At 70.9% G+C, this 20445-nt stretch carries 16 protein-coding genes; 11 read left to right on the top strand and 5 right to left on the bottom strand.

Going from position 1 to position 20445, the window contains the following annotated elements; genetic code table 11:
* Positions 1-134 precede the first annotated feature (134 nt).
* Positions 135-2837, top strand: coding sequence for an ATP-binding protein (locus OHB21_RS24355; RefSeq protein ID WP_067514073.1), 2703 nt, complete (start codon positions 135-137; stop codon positions 2835-2837).
* A gap of 105 nt (positions 2838-2942) precedes the next feature.
* On the opposite strand, the gene OHB21_RS24350 is transcribed toward OHB21_RS24355, so the two are convergent.
* Positions 2943-3179: a hypothetical protein gene (locus OHB21_RS24350; RefSeq protein WP_067514072.1), complete on the bottom strand. Its 237-nt coding sequence runs from the start codon at positions 3177-3179 to the stop codon at positions 2943-2945.
* A gap of 120 nt (positions 3180-3299) precedes the next feature.
* Between OHB21_RS24350 and OHB21_RS24345 the strand changes: the two genes are divergently transcribed.
* Both OHB21_RS24345 and ilvA read left to right on the top strand, forming a co-directional pair.
* Positions 3300-3734, top strand: a complete 435-nt coding sequence (locus OHB21_RS24345; protein ID WP_067514071.1) for a nitroreductase family deazaflavin-dependent oxidoreductase — start codon at positions 3300-3302, stop codon at positions 3732-3734.
* Between the two features lie 54 nt (positions 3735-3788).
* Complete coding sequence (gene ilvA, locus OHB21_RS24340; protein ID WP_067514070.1) at positions 3789-5144, top strand: threonine ammonia-lyase IlvA; 1356 nt, start codon at positions 3789-3791, stop codon at positions 5142-5144.
* A 151-nt stretch (positions 5145-5295) separates the two neighbouring features.
* On the opposite strand, the gene OHB21_RS24335 is transcribed toward ilvA, so the two are convergent.
* Together OHB21_RS24335 and treZ are read right to left on the bottom strand one after the other, a co-directional pair.
* Positions 5296-6513 carry a serine hydrolase domain-containing protein gene (locus OHB21_RS24335; protein WP_084538187.1) on the bottom strand — a complete coding sequence of 406 codons (1218 nt, stop codon included), beginning with the start codon at positions 6511-6513 and terminating at the stop codon, positions 5296-5298.
* A gap of 63 nt (positions 6514-6576) precedes the next feature.
* A complete protein-coding gene (treZ, locus tag OHB21_RS24330; RefSeq protein ID WP_067514068.1) occupies positions 6577-8310 on the bottom strand; it encodes a malto-oligosyltrehalose trehalohydrolase in 1734 nt (577 codons plus the stop codon).
* Positions 8311-8385: 75 nt separating this feature from the next.
* On the opposite strand from treZ, the gene OHB21_RS24325 reads away from it, so the two are divergent.
* Positions 8386-9000, top strand: a complete 615-nt coding sequence (locus OHB21_RS24325; RefSeq protein WP_195126362.1) for a class I SAM-dependent methyltransferase — start codon at positions 8386-8388, stop codon at positions 8998-9000.
* Positions 9001-9067: 67 nt separating this feature from the next.
* Here the strand turns inward: OHB21_RS24325 and OHB21_RS24320 are convergent, their stop codons facing one another.
* Together OHB21_RS24320 and dnaE are read right to left on the bottom strand one after the other, a co-directional pair.
* Entirely contained in the window at positions 9068-9460 is a 393-nt protein-coding gene (locus tag OHB21_RS24320) for a hypothetical protein (RefSeq protein ID WP_147266027.1), read from the bottom strand.
* Positions 9461-9608: 148 nt separating this feature from the next.
* On the bottom strand, positions 9609-13157 hold the full coding sequence (gene dnaE, locus OHB21_RS24315) for a DNA polymerase III subunit alpha (RefSeq protein ID WP_084538184.1): 3549 nt from the start codon (positions 13155-13157) through the stop codon (positions 9609-9611).
* A gap of 246 nt (positions 13158-13403) precedes the next feature.
* On the opposite strand from dnaE, the gene OHB21_RS24310 reads away from it, so the two are divergent.
* From OHB21_RS24310 to OHB21_RS24280, 7 genes are all read left to right on the top strand, one after another.
* Positions 13404-13853 (top strand): hypothetical protein, encoded by a 450-nt coding sequence (locus OHB21_RS24310; protein ID WP_067514083.1) that lies wholly within the window; start codon positions 13404-13406, stop codon positions 13851-13853.
* 295 nt (positions 13854-14148) lie between these two features.
* Positions 14149-15339: a sensor histidine kinase gene (locus OHB21_RS24305; protein ID WP_067514065.1), complete on the top strand. Its 1191-nt coding sequence runs from the start codon at positions 14149-14151 to the stop codon at positions 15337-15339.
* A gap of 52 nt (positions 15340-15391) precedes the next feature.
* Entirely contained in the window at positions 15392-16186 is a 795-nt protein-coding gene (locus OHB21_RS24300; protein ID WP_067514064.1) for a LytR/AlgR family response regulator transcription factor, read from the top strand.
* On the top strand, positions 16183-16548 hold the full coding sequence (locus OHB21_RS24295) for a hypothetical protein (RefSeq protein ID WP_232331920.1): 366 nt from the start codon (positions 16183-16185) through the stop codon (positions 16546-16548). Before OHB21_RS24300 ends, OHB21_RS24295 begins: the two co-directional genes overlap by 4 nt.
* Positions 16549-16551: 3 nt before the next feature.
* Positions 16552-18297 (top strand): sodium/solute symporter, encoded by a 1746-nt coding sequence (locus tag OHB21_RS24290; protein WP_195126361.1) that lies wholly within the window; start codon positions 16552-16554, stop codon positions 18295-18297.
* Between the two features lie 137 nt (positions 18298-18434).
* Positions 18435-18788, top strand: a complete 354-nt coding sequence (locus OHB21_RS24285; protein ID WP_067514062.1) for a DUF485 domain-containing protein — start codon at positions 18435-18437, stop codon at positions 18786-18788.
* The gene (locus OHB21_RS24280) at positions 18785-20419 is read left to right on the top strand and encodes a solute symporter family protein (RefSeq protein WP_067514061.1); all 1635 of its coding nucleotides are present in this window, start codon (positions 18785-18787) and stop codon (positions 20417-20419) included. The genes OHB21_RS24285 and OHB21_RS24280 overlap by 4 nt, the downstream gene beginning before the upstream one ends.
* Positions 20420-20445: the final 26 nt, after the last annotated feature.

Below are 20445 nucleotides of genomic sequence, written 5' to 3'. Positions count from 1 at the left end.
TTCGTTGTCCGGTGCGCTGTGCGGCGCGATGAGAAAACCGTATGGCGGCGGTAGGGGTCGCCGAATCAGTCGCGCATAAGTACTTTTCGCGGTCGATGACCTAAGTGGTGCCGGTTTCTCAGTACCGTGAACGGATGCTCCACGGACGCGAGACCGAACAGGCCCGGATCGACGACCTGATCGCCGCCGCGCGCGAGGGACGCAGCGGCGCGCTCGTGCTGCGGGGCGAACCGGGCATCGGCAAGAGCGCGCTGCTGGATTACGCGGCGGCCCAAGGCATCCCGTCCGTGCGCGGCGCGGGCGTGGAATCCGAGGCGGAGTTGCCCTTCGCGGGCCTGCACCTGCTGGTGCGGCCGGGAATGGCGCTGGTGGAGACCTTGCCGCAGCGGCAGCGGGCGGCCCTGCTCGGCGCGTTCGGACTCGGTGACCGCGAACCCGGCGACCGGTTGCTGATCGGACTGGCGGTGCTCTCGCTGCTGGCCGAGGAGGCCGCCGACGGGCCGCTGCTCTGCCTGATCGATGACGCGCACTGGCTCGACCGCGCCTCGGCGGAGACCCTGCTGTTCGCCGCGCGCCGCCTCGACGCCGAGGGCGTGGTGATGCTGTTCGCGACCAGGGCGGGCGCAGGCGATTTCCCCGCCCCCGGGCTCGCGGAACTCACCGTGGGCCCGCTGCGCCCGGAGGCCGCGGCCGCCGTGGTCGACCGGCACGACCCCGACCTGCCGCCCGCCCTGCGCTACCGCCTGCTCGGCGAAGCCGCGGGCAATCCCCTCGCACTGCGCGAGCTGCCCGGCGTGCTGGCGGCCGAATCCGTTCGCAGCGGCCCGAATCCGCTGCCGCTGACCGAACGTCTCCAGGTCGCCTTCTACGGGCGGGCCACCCGGCTACCTCTCGCGACCCGCACCCTGCTGCTGGTCGCGGCCGCGGCCGGAACCACGGACCTGGCACCGGTGCTGGCGGCCGCCGCGACGCTCGGCGCGCAGGTGTCGGATCTGGAACCCGCCGAGACCGAGCGGCTGATCCGCACCGACGGGAGCACCGTCGAATTCCGGCATCCGCTGCTGCGGTCGGCGATCTACCGGGGTGCGCCGCTGGCCCAGCGGCTGGCGGCGCATCGCGCGCTGGCCGAGACGCTCTCCGCACCCGCCGATGCCGACCTGCGAGCCTGGCACGCGGCCTCGGCCGCCACCGGCCCGGACGAGTCGGTCGCCGCCGCCCTGGCCGACACCGCCGACCGGGCGCGCGCCCGCACTGGTTTCCACGGCGCGGTCGTGGCCTACGAACGCGCCGCGGCGCTCAGCACCGATCCCGCCGCCACCGTGGAGCGGCTGGTGCTGGCCGCCGAGACCGCGAGCGAAGCGGGACTGGTCGACCTGTCGGGCGCGCTCGCCGAACGCGCGGCCGCCCGGACCGGCGATCCGCGGCTGACCGCCCGCCTGGATCTGGTGCGCGGGCTCGCGGAATTCGGTGCGGGCAAACACCTTCCGGCCTACCGCAGATTGCTGGCCGCGGCCGACGCCGCGCACGCGATCGATCCGGCGCTGACCCTGCGGATCCTCACGCCCACCGGACACATCGCCTGGTACCTGGGCGATGCCGAGATCGAGGGCATCACCGAGCGGCTGAAGATGCTCGACCTGCCCGAGGGACACCCCATGGCGGCGGCGATCGAGTATCTGGTCGACGGTCTGCACGGTCGCTACACCGCCGACCTGCGCGACGCGGCCGAGGCGGCACGCGGCGGGGACCGGCCGCGCGATCTGGCGCAACTGTGCGGCACCGGGTTGGTCGTCGGCCAGGACGAGCAGGTCGCCGAGCTCGCCGCGGAGCTGATCGCCGAATGCCGCGAGATGGGCCGCATCGGACCGCTGCCGACCCTGTTGTTCTTTCACGCCGAGGCGCAGCTGTTCCTCGGACGCCCCGGTGAGGCGCTGGTCATCGCGACCGAAGGCCTGCGCATCGCCGAGGACAGCGGACAAGGCCAGTGGGTGAGCCAGCTGGCCTCGTGCCTCGCCTATCTCGCGGCGTTGCGCGGGGCGGAAGCGGAATGCCGCGCGCACGTGGACCGCGCGCTGGCGGAGGAGTTCGGCGGTGCGAGCGCACCCGGCGTGACCTGGACGCACGCCGCCCTCGGGATGCTCGACCTCGGGCTGGGACGGGTGGACAGCGCCCTGACCCGGTTCACGCCGCTCAGCGAGGAGCCGTGCCGCCACCACGTCATCGGACTGCACTCGCTCCCCGATCTGGTCGAGGCCGCGGTGCGGCTCGGCGACACGACGCGGGCCGAGGAGTGCACGCGGCGTCTGGAGGGGTGGGCCGAGGATTCGCGACAGGGGTGGGTCGCGGCGCTGGCCGCCCGCTGTCGCGCGTTGGTGGCTCCCGACTCGGATGCCGACGGGCACTTCCGCGCCGCGCTCGACGGCACCGGCAGGCCGTTCGAGCACGCCCGCACCCAGCTCCTCTACGGCGAGTGGCTGCGGCGGCACCGGCGCAAGACCGAGGCCCGCGCGCAGTTGCGACCGGCGCTGGAGACGTTCGAGCGACTGGACGCGAGCCCGTGGGCGGAGCGGGCGCGCGGCGAACTCGGCGCGCTCGGCGGTGCCGACGCCGCGGCCAAGCCCGCGACCGGGGTGGTCGCCGCGCTCACCCCGCAGGAGTTGCAGATCGTCCGGCTGGCGGCGCAGGGCCTGTCGAACCGGGATATCGCGGCGCAGTTGTTCCTGAGCCCGCGCACGGTGGGACATCACCTGTACAAGGCGTATCCGAAGCTGGGGGTCGTCTCGCGGGGTGAACTCGGCGCTCTGGATCTGGGCGCGGAGGATCTCGGCGCGGACTGAGAGCCGGCCGTCGAGAGAGGTGGGTAACGCGCGCTGCGGGCCGAGGTCGCTGGAGGTACGCGAGACGCGAGAAGGTCCGGGACGTGTCGCGCGCAGGCCCGCTGTTCAGCGCAGGGACGATGCGCGGACCGACCGCACGGGCGCGGCACGGCGGGCGGCGTACGCGCCCACGATCCACCGGACGGCCGCGACCGCGGCGCCGGCCAGCACGGCCACCTGGGGCGAGCCGAGGATCAGGCCGAGCAGCACACCCGTGACCAGCGCGGCGGCGAGTGCTTCGAGCTTGTACACCGGCCACGCGGTACCCGCGATATCCACGGAGGAAGGGTGAACCGTCGTCATGTCGTCAGGATATACGGAGAGAGAGTTTCGGTCTACCGAACATTCGTGTCCGGCGCGGCCGCGCGGCATGTGTCGTCCGCGACTCGGAATACCGCCCGGCGCCGCGATGTTGTCCCCCTCATGCCATTAGCCGGAGAGTACGCACCGAGCACGTCCGATTGGGCCCGCGAACAGGCCGAGACCTACGAGAACTCGGGGGGAACGAAGGGTACGACGCTGCGCGGCGCGCCCGTGGTCCTGCTCACCACCAAGGGCGCCAAGACCGGGAAGCTGCGCAAGACCCCGCTGATGCGCGTCGAGCACGACGGCGAGTACGCGGTGGTCGCCTCGCTGGGCGGCGCACCGAAACACCCCGTCTGGTACCACAACATCGTCGCCGAACCCCACGTCGAACTGCGCGACGGCGAGGTCACCCGGGACTACACCGCGCGGGAGGTGTTCGGCGAGGAGAAGAAGCTGTGGTGGAACCGCGCCGTGCAGGTGTGGCCCGACTACGACGAGTACGCGCAGAAGACCACCCGCGAGATCCCCGTGTTCGTCCTCACACCACGCTGACGGGTTGCCCACCCGCCGCGCGGCCGGCACGCGGGGGGTGGCAGCATATTTCTGGTGTCCAACCCGCTTGATGTGATCGAGAAGACGTTCCCCGCGAGTCCCGCCCTGAGCGCGGACGAGATCGACGCGGCCATCAAGCGGATCACCGACATCATCGAGCCCACCCCCTTGCAGCTGAGCCCGCGCCTGTCCGCACTGACCGGCGCGCGGGTGTACCTCAAACGCGAGGACCTCACCGCCGTGCGCTCCTACAAACTGCGCGGCGCCTACAACCTCATCGTCCAGCTCAGCCCCGAGGAGCGGGCCGCGGGCGTGGTGGCGGCCAGCGCGGGCAATCACGCGCAGGGCGTCGCGTTCGCCTGCCAGGCCATGGGCATCAAGGGCCGCATCTACGTGCCCACCACCACGCCGCGCCAGAAGCGCGACCGCATCCGCGTGCACGGCGGCGAGTTCGTGGAGCTGATCGCGGTCGGCGAGACCTACGACGCGGCCGCCGCGGCCGCCGCCGCCGATGTCGAACGCACCGGCGCCACCATGGTGCCGCCGTTCGACGACGTGCGCACCGCCGCGGGCCAGGGCACCATCGCTGTGGAGATCCTCGAGCAGCTCGGCACCGCGCCCGATCTGGTGGTGATCCCCGTCGGCGGTGGCGGCTGCCTCGCCGGCATCGGCACCTACCTGCGCGAACGGGCCCCGCAGACGGCCATCCTCGGCGCGGAGCCCGCGGGCGCGGCATCCATGACCGCCGCGCTGGTGGCGGGCGGCCCGGTGACGCTGCCCGAGATCGACCCGTTCGTGGACGGCGCCGCCGTGCGCCGCATCGGCCAGGTGCCCTACGACGCGGTGGCGAAGTTCGGCGGCCGCGTGGTGTCACACGGGTCGCTGCCGTTGCTCACCGCCACCGAATCGCGCCCGGGCGGCGGCGCGTTCCGGCTGCTGCAGGTCGACGAGGGCGCCATCTGCACCACCATGCTCGATCTCTACCAGAACGAGGGCATCATCGCCGAACCCGCGGGCGCGCTGGCCGTGGCCGCGCTCACCGAGGTCGACGTGGCGCCGGATTCGACGGTGGTGTGCCTGGTGTCGGGCGGCAATAACGACGTGTCCCGCTACGGCGAGATCATCGAGCGCTCGCTCGTGCACCGCGGCCTCAAGCACTACTTCCTGGTCGACTTCCCGCAGGAGCCGGGCGCGCTGCGCCGCTTCCTGGACGAGGTGCTCGGTCCCGACGACGACATCACCGTGTTCGAGTACGTCAAGCGCAATAACCGGGAGTTCGGCGCGGCGCTGGTCGGCATCGAACTCGGCGCGCCCGAGGGGCTGGCGCAGTTGCTGGAGCGGATGGACGCCTCGCCCATCCGCTGCGAACGGCTCGAGCCGGGCTCGCCGGCCTACCGGTACCTGACCTAGGCACATCGGTCGGCTGCTGCCTCCAGCCGCCTCAGCCCGCCGCGGGTGCTCCGTCCGGACGCGTCACGCCGCCGCGGGTACCACCCGAGCTTCGCCGTCCCGCCGCGTCAGCCGGCCGCGCGCAGACCACCCCGTCCGGACCTCCGCCGCGTCAAGCCGCCGCCGGCACCACCTCGGATGCGCCGCGGCGGCCCGCGCGCAGGCAGCGCACGATCAACGGGACCAGCCACATCGCCGCGAACTGGTCGGCGCCCAGTTGCGGCAGCGCCAGCCGGTTGTGCACGAAGCCCACCGAGAGCCGCCGCGCCGGATCGGCCCAGCCGAACGAGCCGCCGAGCCCGATGTGCCCGAGTCCGCGCCGCCCGCCCGGCGCCGGCAGCGAGTGGTAGCCCAGGTGCCACATCATCGGCGCGTAGAACAGCGCGCGGTCCAGGTGATAGGTGTGCACCCGGCCGAGCGCGCGCACGGTTCCCGGGGACAGGTATGGCCTGCCGTCGACGGCCGGACCGCCCACCACCGCGCCGTACACGCTCGCCATCGTCGACGCGCTGCACACGCCGTTGCCCGCGCCCATCTCGGTCCGCAGGATCGGCGGCTGTTCACCCTCGAGGATGCGTTCCATCCCGGGCAGGAACAGGCAGCGGGTGGCCGCGCCGAGTGCGCCGGGCAGCAGATGCGAGCGGCGCAGCACATTCGAGCCGACCGGGGTGCCGAGCGCGCCCAGCTGGTTGCCGGTGAGCGGTGCGTACACCGTCGCCGAATCCGCAGGCGGCAGACCGAGATACGGCCCGTCCAGCCCGAGCGGGTCCGAGATCTCCTCGCGGTAAAGCTGCCCCATGCTCTTGCCGGTGATCGCGCGGGCCAGTCCAGCCAGCAGCCAGCCGAAGGTCAGCGCGTGATAGGCGGGGACACCGAGCAGCCGGTCCGGCGCGGCCGTGGCCAGGCGGCTCTCCATGAGTTCGTGGTCGAGGACGTCCTCGACGCGGCGGGCGAGCGGGGCCAGCGAGGACAGGCCCGCGCTGTGCGTCATGACCTGCCGGACCGTGATCGCGCCCTTGCCGCGCGCGGCGAACAGCGGCCAGTACTCCGCGACGGGGGCGTCGTAGTCGAGCAGTCCGCGGTCGGCCAGCCGGTGGATGACGGTGGCGGTGAGGCCCTTGGTCGCGGAGAACACGATCGAGCCCGTGTCCCGCGTCCACGGCACACCGCCCGTGGCGCCGGTCCAGATGTCGACCAGCGGTTCGCCGTCCAGGTGCACGGCCAGCGCCGCACCCGCCCCTGGTCGATGGCCGAAGGCCTTGCCGAAAGCGCGGACCAGCGGACCGAATTCGACGGCCGCGCTGCCGTCGACCGAAGCCACGTTGCTCATCAACCCACGGTAGCGGCGCGACGCGCCCGCGTCGAGCATCTGTCCGGGACAGTTGACGTTCCGTTATCCGTGCAGTCCGTCGTCCAGGATCGTGAACGAGTGCGCGGGAACCGTGGTGGCGGTGGGACCTTCGGTCGCCGGTTCCCAGGACAGCAGCGAATATCCGGTCACCGGGATCCGCACCGGATCCTCCGACAGATTGCACAGCAGGTGTAACCGGCCGCGATGCACCACGATCCAGCGCTCCCGCTCGTCGTAGGCCACCCGGACGTCGGGCAGCGCGGGATCGGTCAGCTCGGGGCGGGCCCGGCGCAGCGCGAGCAGCGCCCGGTAGCAGTCCAGCAGCCGGGCCCGCGCGGGGTCGGCGAGTTCGGCCCAGTCCAGCTTCGACCGCAGGAACGTCGCCGGGTCCTGTGGATCGGGCACCTCGTCGGTGGACCAGCCGTGCTCGGCGAACTCCGCCTTGCGCCCGCTCGCGGTGGCCGCGCCGATCACCGGATCGGTGTGCGAGGTGAAGAACTGGAACGGCGTGCGCGCACCCCACTCCTCGCCCATGAACAGCATCGGCGTGAACGGCGAGCACAGTACCAGCGCCGCCTTCACGGCCAGCTGCCCGTCGGTGAGATACGCGCTGGGCCGGTCGCCGAGCGCGCGATTGCCCACCTGATCGTGGGTGCAGGTGTAGGCGAGCAGCGCCGAGCCCGGCACCACCGAACGGTCCAGCGGCGTACCGTGTCTGCGGCCGCGAAAGCTGGAATACGTTCCGGCGTGGAAGAATCCGTGCGTCAGCGTGCGAGCGAGACAGGCCAGCGAGCCGAAATCGGTGTAGTAGCCCTGCCGTTCGCCGGACACCGCGGTGTGCACGGCGTGGTGCAGGTCGTCGTTCCACTGCCCCGTGAGTCCGTAGCCGCCCGCCGCGCGCGGCGTAATGAGCCGCGGGTCGTTGAGGTCGCTCTCGGCGATCAGCGTCAGCGGCCTGCGCACGTGCGCGGCGAGACGTTCGGTCTCGGCGGACAATTCGGCGAGCAGGTGCGTGGCGGTGCGGTCGACCAAGGCGTGCACGGCGTCCAAACGCAGGGCGTCGACGTGGAATTCGCGCAACCAGCGCAGCGCGTTGTCGAGGATGTGGCGGCGCACCTGGTCCGAGCCGGGACCGTCGAGGTTCAGGCTCTGGCCCCACGTGTTGCGGCCCTCGGTCAGATACGGCCCGAAGCGCGGCAGGTAGTTGCCCGAGGGGCCGAGGTGGTTGTGCACCACATCCAGGCACACCGCCAAACCTCGTGCGTGACAAGCGTTCACGAAGCGTTGCAGACCGTCCGGGCCGCCGTAGGACTCGTGCACCGCGTACCAGAGGACGCCGTCGTACCCCCAGTTGTGGGTGCCGTCGAAGGCGTTCACCGGCATCACCTCGACCACTGTGACACCGAGGTCGACCAAGTGACCCAGACGCTCGATCGCCGCGTCGAACGTGCCCTCGGGGGTGAAGGTGCCGATGTGCAGTTCGTAGAACACCGATCCGGCCAGCGGGCGACCGGTCCAGTCCTGATCGGTCCAGCCCGCCGGATCGAGGGTGTGCACCGCCGAGCGCGCGTGCACGCCGTCGGGTTGGCGGGGTGAGCGCGGATCGGGCAGCACGGTCGGATCGTCGTCGAGGAGGAAGCCGTATCGCGCGCCGTTCCCGGCCGGGTACTCGGCCCGCCACCTCCCGTTCGTGGCTCGCGTCAGCGGGAGCACCACCCCGTCCAGATCGAGTCGGACCGTCTCGGCGTATGGCGCCCACACCTCGAAGAGAGTCACCGCGCCAGCATCGCATGCACCGGCGGATGTCTCATCCCGGCGACACCGGCGCATCCGCTGTGCCAGAGTGGAGCGGTGGGAATCTATCGGGATCAGGTCGTCCCCCGCCTCGTGAACCTCGCCTGCGGGATGAAGGCCAACGATCGGGAGCGCGCCCGCGTGTGCTCCGGGTTGCACGGGCGGGTGGTCGAGATCGGGTTCGGGTCCGGCTTCAACGTGCCGTTCTATCCCGAGGCCGTACGCTCGATCAGCGCGGTGGAGCCCGCCGACCTCGGCTGGAAACTGGCCGCCAAGCGTCTCGAGCGGGCGGAGGTGCCGATCGAGCGGGCGGGGCTGGACGGGCAGGCACTGCCGTTCGCCGACAACAGTTTCGAGACGGCGCTGTCCACCTGGACGCTGTGCACCATCCCCGACGTCGCCGCCGCCCTGAGCGAGGTGCGCCGAGTCCTCGTGCCCGGCGGCACACTGCATTTCGTGGAGCACGGCCTCGCACCCGACGCGGGGGTGCAGACGTGGCAGCACCGGCTGAATCCGATCCAGAACGCCGTGGCCGGTGGCTGCAATCTGGACCGCGATATCCGCGGCATCGTGGAGGCGGCGGGGTTCGAGATCCGCGACCTGGATGTGTACTACGCCGAGGGGCCGAGGTTCCTCGCGGCGCTCAGCCTGGGAGTCGCGGTCTCCGCGTAGCGCGTATGTGATCGCCACGCACGCGGAAGGTCCGGCTGCGCGAGCCGGACCTTCCGCGTGCGGACCGTCAGTCGATCTGGATGTGGACCGAGTACGTCGCGTTGCCGCGCGTCGGCATCACCACCAGGCTGTAGTTGTCGTCGGCGGGCAACACCACCTGTCCCCACCGCTGCTCCTCCAGCAGCAGGTAGCCGTTGCCCGTGGCGAAGTTGATCACCGCGTTGTCTTCGACCGACTCGACGCGCACCGTCACCGTCTGCCCGGCACCCGCCTCCACGAGGTACACGTCGAGGTCGCCGCGGACCACCGCACCGTCGACGGTCGCCGCGTTCGTCCCCGGCGCGAACCGGATCTGCGAGTAGCTACCCGCCCGTGCCGTCGCCGCGAACACCGCCGCGACGGTGCCGAAAACCACCAGCGCGACCAGCACGCCACGCGCAGAGCGCAAGATTCTTGCCATGACCGGATTCCCATTGTCTCCAGGGTGAAATTGGACCGGCCCAACCTCCCCCACTGCCCTTACGGTTCGCTGAAGAAGCGGTTAAGGCCGCCGGGAACCGACGGCCGCACCGTGAATCACGCACGCGCGCAGCCGAATCCGCGACCGCTCACGCCGTGAGGCAGCTCGGGCCGAGGAGGGCTTTGAGGTCGCCGAACAGGGCCGAGGACGGGGAGACGCGGAGGCTGTCGTCGAGTTTGAGCAGGGTGGTCTTCTCGCGGGCGCCGACGTGGCGCAGGTGCACGTCGGAGGTGCCGGGGTGGCGGGAGAGGACGCGCTTGAGTTCGGAGACCTTGTCGGGGGTGCACATGCGGGTGGAGATGGTGACCGACAACGGTTTCGCGACGCCGATGGACGACAGGTCGGGGACGGCGAGGTCGTTGGCGATCAGCGAGATCCGGTCGTCGCGCACCGAGACGCGCGCCTTCACCAGCACGACCGCGTCCTCCACCACGTCGGCGCCGTACACCGAGTACGCCTGCGGGAAGAACAGCACCTCGATACCACCGGTGAGGTCCTCGAGCTGCGCCGAAGCCCAGGCCAGGCCGTTCTTGTTGATGCGCCGGTTCACCGAGGCGAGGATGCCGCCCAGGGTGACCTGCTGACCGTCCTTGACATCGCCTTCGAGGATGGCGGGGATCTGGGTGTCGGCCTGGGCGGCGAGCACGTGCTCCACGCCGTTGAGCGGATGCCCGGACACGTACAGGCCCAGCATCTCGCGCTCGAGCGCCAGCTTGTGCTTGGTCTCCCACTCCTCCTCGGGGACCGCGACATTGAACACCGAGGCCACCGAATCGTCACCGTCGTCGAGCCCGCCGAACAGGTCGAACTGACCCATCGCCTCGGCCTTCTTGGTGGTCATCACCGCGTCGATGGCGTCGGAGTGGATGAGCATCAGGCCCTTGCGGGGATGGCCGAGGGAGTCGAACGCGCCCGCCTTGATGAGGGATTCGGTGACCTTCTTGGTGCAGGCCACGGCGTCGATCTTGTTCAGGTAGTCGGAGAAGTCGGTGAACTTCGACTTCTCCTTGCGCGCCTGGATGATCGAGGACACCACGTTGGCGCCGACGTTGCGCACCGCGCCGAGACCGAAACGGATGTCCTTGCCGACCGAGGCGAAGTTCTGCTCGGACTCGTTCACATCCGGCGGCAGCACCGTGATGCCCAGTTTGCGGCAGTCCGACAGGTAGACGGCGGCCTTGTCCTTGTCGTCGCCGACGGAGGTGAGCAGGCCCGCCATGTACTCGGCGGGGTAGTTCGCCTTGAGATAGGCGGTCCAGAACGACACCAGGCCGTAGCCCGCCGCGTGCGATTTGTTGAACGCGTACCCGGCGAACGGGAGGATGGTGTCCCACAGCGCCTTGATGGCCGGTTTGGAGAAGCCGTTGGCCAGCATGCCCTCTTCGAAGCCCTCGAACTCCGCGGCCAGCACTTCGGCCTTCTTCTTGCCCATGGCGCGGCGCAGGATATCGGCTCGGCCGAGGGAGTACCCGGCCACCTTCTGCGCGATCTGCATGATCTGCTCCTGGTACACGATCAACCCGTAGGTGTCGGCCAGGATCTCTTTGAGCGGCTCCTCCAGCTCGGGGTGGATCGGCTTGACCTCTTGGCGCCCGTTCTTGCGGTCGGCGTAGTCGTTGTGGGCGTTCATGCCCATCGGGCCGGGGCGGTACAGCGCGAGCACGGCGACGATGTCCTCGAAGCCGGTGGGCTGCATGCGGCGCAGCAGGTCGCGCATGGCGCTGCCGTCGAGCTGGAACACACCGAGAGTGTCACCGCGCGAGAGCAATTCGTAGGTGGGCGGATCGTCCAGCGGCAGGTTGTCCATATCGAGGTCGATGCCGCGATTGGCCTTGATGTTGTCCAGCGCGTCACCGATGACGGTGAGGTTGCGCAGGCCGAGGAAGTCCATCTTGAGCAGGCCGATGGCCTCGCACGACGGGTAGTCCCAGCCGGTGATGATCGCGCCGTCCTGGGGCCGCTTCCAGACCGGGATCGCTTCCATCAGCGGTTCGGAGGACATGATCACCGCGCAGGCGTGCACGCCCGCGTTGCGGATCAGGCCCTCGAGGCCGCGCGCGGTCTCGTAGATCTTGGCGACATCGGGGTTGTTGCCGATGAGTTCGCGGACCTCGGCGGCTTCCTTGTACCGCTCGTGCTCGGGATCCATGATCCCCGAGAGCGGGATGTCCTTGGCCATGATCGGCGGCGGCAGCGCCTTGGAGATCTGGTCGGCGATGGCGAAACCGGGCTGGCCGAACTGGACGCGCGCCGAGTCCTTGATCGCGGCCTTGGTTTTAATCGTGCCGAAGGTGATGACCTGGGCGACGCGGTCGCTGCCCCATTTGTCGGTGGCGTAGCGGACCATCTCACCGCGGCGGCGATCGTCGAAGTCGATATCGATATCGGGCATCGAGACGCGCTCGGGATTGAGGAATCGCTCGAACAGCAGACCGTGCGGGATCGGGTCGATGTTCGTGATGCCCATGGCGTAGGCCACCAGCGAACCGGCGGCCGAACCGCGGCCGGGGCCGACGCGGATGCCGACCTCGCGCGCGTGGTTGATCAGGTCGCCGACCACGAGGAAGTAGGCGGGAAAGCCCATCTCGCAGATGACGTTCAGCTCGTACTCGGCCCGGCGCACGTATTCGTCGGGCACGCCGTTCGGGAAGCGGCGGTCCAGCCCGCGCATCACTTCCTTGTGCAGCCACGAGGCCTGGGTCTCGCCCTCGGGCACCGGGAAGATCGGCATCCGGTCGTGGTGGGCCCACACGTCCTCGTAGGACTGGACGCGCTCGCCGATCCATTCGGTGTTGTCGCACGCGCCGGGGACTTCGGCGTCCCAGATCGCGCGCATCTCCTCGGCGCTCTTGAGGTAGTAGCCGGAGCCGTCGAACTTGAAGCGGGTGGGGTCGGACAGCGTCTTGCCGGTCTGCACGCACAGCAGCGCCTCGTGGTTGGCCGCGTCCGATTCGTGCACGTAGTGGCAGTCGTTGGTGGCCAGCGGCGGGATGTCGAGTGTGCGCCCGATCTCGAGCAGGCCCTCGCGGACCCGGCGCTCGATGGACAGGCCGTGGTCCATCACCTCGAGGAAGAAGTTGTCCTTGCCGAAGATCTCCTGCCACTTGGCGGCGGCCTCGAGCGCCTCGCGGTCGTGGCCGAGGCGCAGGCGGGTCTGCACCTCGCCGGAGGGGCAGCCGGTGGTGGCGATGATGCCCTCGGCGTGCTGAGCGATGATCTCGGCGTCCATGCGCGCCCACTTGCCGAGCTGGCCCTCGATGGACGCGAGGCTGGACAGCTTGAACAGGTTGCGCAGGCCGGTCGCGGTCTCGGCGACCATCGTCATGTGGGTGTAGGCGCCCGAACCCGAGACGTCGTCGCTCTTCTGGCTGGGATCGCCCCACTGGATGCGCTTGGTGTCGAAGCGGGACGCGGGCGCGATGTAGGCCTCGATGCCGATGATCGGCTTGACGCCGGCCTTGGTGGCTGAGTTGTAGAACTCGGACGCGCCGTACATGTTGCCGTGGTCGGTCATGCCGACGGCGGTCATGCCGAGACGCTTCGCCTCGGCGAAGAGCGGGGAGATCTTGGCGGCACCGTCCAGCATCGAATATTCGGTGTGGTTGTGCAGGTGAACGAACGATCCGGACGCGGCCAAGACAGTCCTTCCCTCCTGGTCTCGACGGGGGTTGGCCTAGCGATTCTAGGCACGCCCCACCGACACGTTTCGACCGCCACGCGGCGGGAAACGCACGCTGTCGCGAAGTCCCAGGAACCCTCGGCGTGTCGGTGTCGAACGTCACCGGCGCGTCGCGGAACGGCCGGTGCGGGGCGGGTGGCGCTGGTAGCGTCGGCCGGGCACGCAGACCACGAATCCGCGACGATCCGTATCGAGGTGTCGACGATGACCACCAAGATCAAGACAGGTTTCACGCTCGGGCTGCCCGCCGCACTGGCGGTCGTGGCGCTCACTGCCACCGCGGCGCCGGCCGCCGCCAACGGCGGCGAGTTCCAGACCGCCTACTCGCTCACGCAGGGCCTGTGCATCGCCCAGGTCGACGCGTCGGTCGCCGGGGACGCCTATCCGGAGGCCGCGGCGTTCACCGTGTCCACCACGATGTGGGGCGTGGGCACCTGCTCCCTGCCGGTCACGCTGAACTGGCGCAACACCGAGACCGGCGAGACCGGTTCGGTCACCCGCACCGCCAACGGCCCCGGCTACTGGATGAACGACGGGCGCGGCGCGCTCTTCAGCCCGGGCGTCGGCACGTTCACCGGCACCGTCACCATCGGGCAGGCCCACATTCCCGAACCGGGCACGCTGGAATTCACCGTCTCCGAGTACCAGGGCTGATCCGGGCTACCAGGGTGATCGCGGCGTTTCGCGCGCCCGCGATCCGCTGTTGCCCGGCCACGGCCGGATCTCACCGCCGTCACGGGCGATCGGCCCGCACCGGCGACCCGGCCTGCGCATCGCCGCCGTCATCCCCCGGCGGCCCGACGTCCTACGTCGACACCGTCCACAACGACGCGCACCGCCGCGAACAGGTCCGCTCGGCCGAGAACCGCAAGCCTCGTGCACGACCGCGCCGCCGGCACGGCTCATCGCGACGACCGGGACATAATCGGAAGATGGTCGGAGGTCGGAGGTGACCGCCACCGCCGTGGTCGTAGCCGTGCTGGCGGCGGTGGGCGGGGCGCTGCTGGTGTGGTTGGGCACCCGCCGCGTGGTGACGACCCCTGCGGAGCGGGCGGTGCACTCGGCCCTGCACACGGCGTCACTGGCGGCGGTGCCGTTGCGACGGGGGCTCACCGAGGAGTCGGCGCAAGAGGCGGCACCGCATCTGCGGGCGCTCACCGGAGCCGTGGCGCTGGGCGTCGCCGACGCCGACGCGACGTTGCTGGCCTGGGACGGACCGCACGAAGACCTCACCGAGGTGTTCGCCGACGCCGCCCGGCGCGCCATCGCCGGGGAGCGCCCGGTGCTGGTCGCCGGGCCCGCCCACGCCGAGCACGGCGCGCGCACGCTGGTCGCGCAACCGCTGCTGATCGAGAACAACGGCGTCGCGGGCGCGCTGGGCGTGGTCACCGGGGGCAAGCCCGGCCCCGGTCTGCTCGGCGCGGTCGCCGAGGTCGCCCGCTACGCCTGCGGCCAACTGGAACTCGCCGAACTCGACGCCTCGCGCGCCCGCCTGGACCGCGCCGAAGTCCGGGCGCTGCGCGCGCAGATCAGCCCGCACTTCATCTACAACGCGCTCAACACCATCGCCTCGTTCGTGCGCACCGATCCCGACCGCGCCCGCGAACTGATCCTCGAATTCGCCGACTTCACCCGCTACTCCTTCCGGGCGGCGGGCGAATTCACCGTCCTGTCGGAGGAACTGCGCAATATCGAGCGCTATCTCGCGCTGGAGCGCGCCCGCTTCGGCGACGCGTTGCAGGTGCGGTTGCGCATCGCGCCGGAGGTGCTGGGGGTGGTGCTGCCGTTCCTCGCGCTGCAACCGCTGGTGGAGAACGCGGTGCGCCACGGCATCGCGGGCCGCGCGGGCGGCGGCACCATCACCCTCGAGGCCACCGACGCGGGCACCGACTGCCTCATCGCCGTGGAGGACGACGGCTCGGGCATGGATCCGGAGCTGTTGCGCTCCGGCGCGCTGGACGCCGTCGCCACCGGCCCGGCGGGGTCCGGCGAATCCGCGCACGTCGGCCTCGCCAACGTCGACGACCGGTTGCGCGCCGCGTTCGGCGACGACTACGGCCTGGTGGTGGAGACGGCGCCCGGCGCGGGAACCAAAGTGAGCCTGCGGGTTCCGAAGTTCCGCGCCGGCGTGCGGGCCTGAGCCGCCGACTCCCGCCAGTCGGACGCGGGCCGACCCTTACCATGGACGGGTTGTGACGCAGAACACCGACAAGGGAGCGAGCGCGCTGCGCGTGCTCGCCGTGGACGACGAGAAACCCGCTCTGGACGAGCTGGTGTACCTGCTGCGCACCCAGCCCGAGGTCGGCGAGATCCACTCGGCGGGCGACGCGACCGGCGCGCTGCGGGTGCTGCGCACCCACCCCGTGGATGCCGTCTTCCTCGACATCAACATGCCCGGCCTGGACGGGATGGAGCTCGCGGGCATCCTGTCCGAATTCGCGAATCCGCCCGCCGTGGTGTTCGTGACCGCCCACGACGACCGCGCGGTCGGCGCCTTCGACCTCGGCGCGGTGGACTACCTGCTCAAACCGCTGCGCGAGGCGCGCCTGGCCGAGGCCGTGCGCCGCATCACCCAGACCCGCACCGCCCCACCGCCCGCCGCCGCGCCCCGCGCGGATCCGAACGAGGTGATCCCGGTGGAGCTCGGCGGCGTCACCACCCTCGTGCACCGCAACGCGGTGAGCTGGGTGGAGGCCGACGGCGACTACGCCCGCCTGCACACCACCGCCGGGTCGCACCTGGTGCGCATCCCGCTCTCGGCGCTCGAATCCCGGTGGCAGGACGCCGGTTTCCTGCGCGTGCACCGCTCCTACCTGGTCGCCCTGCGCCTGGTGACCGGGTTGCGCACGGTCGGCAACGGCACCGTGGTGTGCCTGCGCGCCGAGGGCGGCGCGGCCGCCGTCGAACTCCCGGTGAGCCGCCGCCAGGTTCGCGAACTCAAACAGCGCCTGGTGCACGGGCCCCGCCAGACCTGGACACACCGGTGACCGGCCCGCAGCGCCCCGCCCGCGAACGCGTGGTCCTGGCCGAACGGCGCGGCGCCCGACGGGTGCGGGCGCGGGTGGAACTGGCCGAGCAGACCGAGATCGGTGAGGCGCTGATCGGCGGGCTGATCCGGGCCCAGCTGGGTCTGGCGCTGCGGTTCGCGCTGGTGGCGGTGGTGACGTTCGGCGCGCTGCCGGTGCTGTTCGGCGTCACCGCGCTGGGAGAGGCCGTGGTGTTCGGGGTGCGGCTGCCGTGGCTGCTGCTGGGCTTCGCGGTCTATCCGGCGCTGTACTTGATGGCGCGCCTGTACGTGAAGCTGGCCGAACGCAACGAGGAGGACTTCCTCGACGTGACCGGGGACTGAACCGTGGGCGCCCCCGCTCTCACCCTGGCCGCGCTGCTGCTCGCCGCCGTCGCCACCGTGGCCATCGGCGCCTACGGGGTGCGCATGGCGCGCACCACCTCCGACTTCCTGGTCGCCTCCCGCAGCGTGGGCCCCGGCTGGAACGCGGCCGCCATCTCCGGCGAATATCTCTCGGCCGCTTCGTTTCTGGGCGTGGCCGGGCTCATCGCCAAATACGGGGCCGACGCGCTGTGGTATCCGGTGGGTTTCACGGCGGGCTATCTCGGCCTGCTGCTGTTCGTGGCCGCGCCGCTGCGGCGCTCCGGCGCGTACACGGTGCCCGACTTCGCCGAATTCCGGCTCGGCTCGGCGCGTTTGCGCAAGCTCGCCGCGGTCGTGGTGGTGCTGGTGTGCGCGGTGTACCTCATCCCCCAGTTCCAGGGCGCGGGCCTCACGCTGCGCATCCTGCTCGACGTGCCGAGCTGGGTGGGCGCGGTGGCGGTGGGCGCCATCGTCATCGCGAACGTCACCGGCGGCGGCATGCGCTCCATCACGCTGGTGCAGGCGTTCCAGTACTGGCTGAAGTTCACCGCCGTCGCACTGCCCGCGCTGGTGCTGTTCGCGCACTTCCTCGGCGAGGATCGAGAACTCGGCGCGCCCGCGCCACCCGTCGTCGCCGAGCGCACCACCGTCGACGTCACCACCGACGTGGTGGTACAGGTCGGGGCGCCGCAAACGGTGTCGATCACGGGAACCCTGGACGGGCGCGCGGTCGACGGACCGGTCACGCTCGCCCCCGGCGAGCACGTGCTGGGCGCGGACAGCGAACTCGTCCTCGACGCGGGCGCGACGGTGCCGGTGGTGGCGGGCGCGCCCGCCGACGGCGCGAGCTGGCTGACCACGGGCGGCGGTTTCGGCGGCACTCACCCCACCTACCAGGTGTATTCGCTGATGATCGCGACGTTCCTGGGCACGATGGGCCTGCCGCACGTGCTGGTGCGTTTCTACACCAACCCCGACGGGCGCGCGGCCCGCGCCACCGCACTGGCCGTGATCGGCTTGGTCGGCATGTTCTACCTGTTCCCGACGCTGCTCGGCGTGTTCGCGAGGCTCTATGTGCCGCAACTGCTCATCACCGGCACTTCCGACGCGGCCGTGCTGCTGCTGCCGGGGTCGGTGCTGAGCGGGTTGCCCGGCCAACTGCTGGCGGCGCTGGTCGCGGCGGGCGCGATCGCCGCGTTCCTGTCCACGTCGTCGGGGCTGCTGGTGAGCATCGCGGGCGTGCTCAGCACCGATGTACTGCGCGGGCGCATCCGCGATTTCCGGGTGGCCGCGCTGGTGGCCGGCGCTGTGCCGCTGGGGCTTTCGCTCACCGTCGCCTCTCTGGATCTGTCCAGGACGGTGGCGCTGGCGTTCTCGGTGGCCGCGTCCACGCTGTGCCCGCTGCTCGTGCTCGGCATCTGGTGGCGCGGGCTCACCGCGAAAGGCGCTGCGGCGGGCCTGATCACGGGCGGCTCGGCCGCGGGCGGCGCCACGGCGGTCTCGGTGGCGGGCGGTGTGCCGGAATCGGTGGCGAACGGCTGGCTTTCGGCGATCCTCGGCTATCCGGCGGCGGTGAGCGTGCCGCTGGCGTTCCTCACCATGATCGGGGTGAGCCTGGCGACCCGCGGGCCCGGACCGCGCGCGGTGCGGCGGGTGTTCGTGCGCATGCACGCCCCGGAACGGCTGGGGATGGGTTCGGACCGGGAACGCGGGCTGCGGGCGGGCTGACCGTTCGTCGCACCGTGGCGACCGTTCACCGCACGGATCGGCACCTTCACGGACGTGACCCGCGGCACAGGGTTCCAGGGGCACCGCCGCGGTCTACCTTCACCGGAGTAAGCCACGTCACACGCTAGGACGATCCGATGACCAGTATCGACCTCGACGGCACCACGTCACCGCGCCCACCGAGCGCCGCCGACTTCGCCGCCGTGCAGGCCAGCCCGCAGTTCCAAGAGCTGCGCACCCGCCTGCGCCGCTTCGTGTTCCCGATGACCGCCGTGTTCCTGATCTGGTATCTGAGCTACGTGCTGCTCGGCGCCTACGCGCACGACTTCATGTCGGCCACGGTGTTCGGCAATGTCAACGTCGGCCTGCTGCTCGGGCTGGCGCAGTTCGTCACCACCTTCGCGATCACCGGCCTGTACGTGCGCTTCGCCAATCGCGAACTCGACCCGCGCGCCGCCGCCATCCGCGAGCAGATGGAGGGCAAGGCATGAGCACCCAGTACCTGGCCGCGAGCACGGTCGGCAACCCGCTCGCCAATATCGCCATCTTCGGCCTGTTCGTCGCCGTCACGATGGTCGTGGTGATCCGCGCCAGCCGCAACAACTCCACCGCCGCCGACTACTTCACCGGCGGGCGCGGCTTCTCCGGCCCGCAGAACGGCGTCGCCATCGCGGGCGACTACCTCTCGGCCGCGAGCTTCCTCGGCATCGCAGGCGCGATCGCGGTGTACGGCTACGACGGCTTCCTCTACTCCATCGGCTTCCTGGTGGCGTGGCTGGTGGCGCTGCTGCTGGTCGCCGAAATGCTGCGCAACACCGGCAAATTCACCATGGCCGACGTGCTGAGCTTCCGCCTGAAGGAACGCCCGGTGCGCACCGCCGCCGCGCTGTCCACGCTCACCGTGTCGCTGTTCTACCTGCTGGCGCAGATGGCGGGCGCGGGCGGCCTGGTGGCGCTGCTGCTCGATATCTCCGACCGGGCCGGGCAGTCCATCGTGATCGCGGTGGTCGGCGTGCTGATGATCATCTACGTGCTGGTCGGCGGCATGAAGGGCACCACGTGGGTGCAGATAATCAAGGCGGTGCTGCTGATCAGCGGCGCCGGGCTGATGACGCTGATGGTGCTGGCCAAGTTCGGGTTCGACTTCTCCGAACTGCTCGGCTCGGCGCAGTCCATGGTGTCCGGCTCGGCCAGTGAGGCCGTCGCCGCCCGCGACGTGCTGGCGCCCGGCGCGCAGTACGGCGGCAGCGAGATGTCCAAGCTGAACTTTCTCTCCCTCGGCCTGGCGCTGGTGCTGGGCACCGCGGGCCTACCGCACGTGCTGATGCGCTTCTACACCGTGCCCACGGCCAAGGAGGCCCGGCGCTCGGTGGTGTGGGCGATCGGCCTGATCGGCGCGTTCTACCTGTTCACGCTGGTGCTGGGCTACGGCGCGGCGGCCATCGTCGGCCCCGATCGCATCCTCGCCTCGGCGGGCGGCCAGAACTCGGCGGCGCCGCTGCTGGCCTTCGAACTGGGCGGGGTGCTGCTGCTGGGCGTCATCTCGGCGGTCGCGTTCGCCACCATCCTCGCGGTGGTCGCGGGCCTCACCATCACCGCGGCGGCCTCGTTCGCCCACGACATCTACGGCAGCGTGCTCAAGCGCGGCAAGGCCGACGAGTCGGCGCAGGTGCGGGTCTCGCGCATCACGGCGGTGGTGATCGGCGTGCTGGCCATCGGCCTGGGCATCCTGGCCAACGGGCAGAACATCGCCTTCCTGGTGGCGCTGGCCTTCGCGGTCGCGGCGGCGGCGAACCTGCCGACCATCGTGTACTCGCTGTTCTGGCGGCGCTTCAACACCACCGGCGCGCTGTGGAGCATGTACGGCGGCCTGATCTCGACCATCGTGCTGATCGTGTTCTCGCCCGCCGTGTCGGGCAGCGCCACCGCGATGCTGCCGAGCGCCGACTTCGACTGGTTCCCGCTGTCGAACCCCGGCATCGTCTCCATCCCGCTGGCGTTCGCGCTCGGCGTGATCGGCACCCTGCTGGGCGGCCGCACGCCGGAGAACCCGGACAAGGCCGCCGAGATGGAGGTCCGCTCGCTCACCGGGGTGGGCGCGGAGAAGGCGGTCGTGCACTGACCGCCCGGTCCCGGCCGGGACCGCAC

This window comes from Nocardia puris, assembly GCF_036051655.1.
In the GTDB taxonomy this organism is placed as follows: domain Bacteria; phylum Actinomycetota; class Actinomycetes; order Mycobacteriales; family Mycobacteriaceae; genus Nocardia; species Nocardia puris.
Note: the sequence above shows the minus strand (reverse complement) of the source record. Positions and strands in the feature narration are given on the sequence as shown.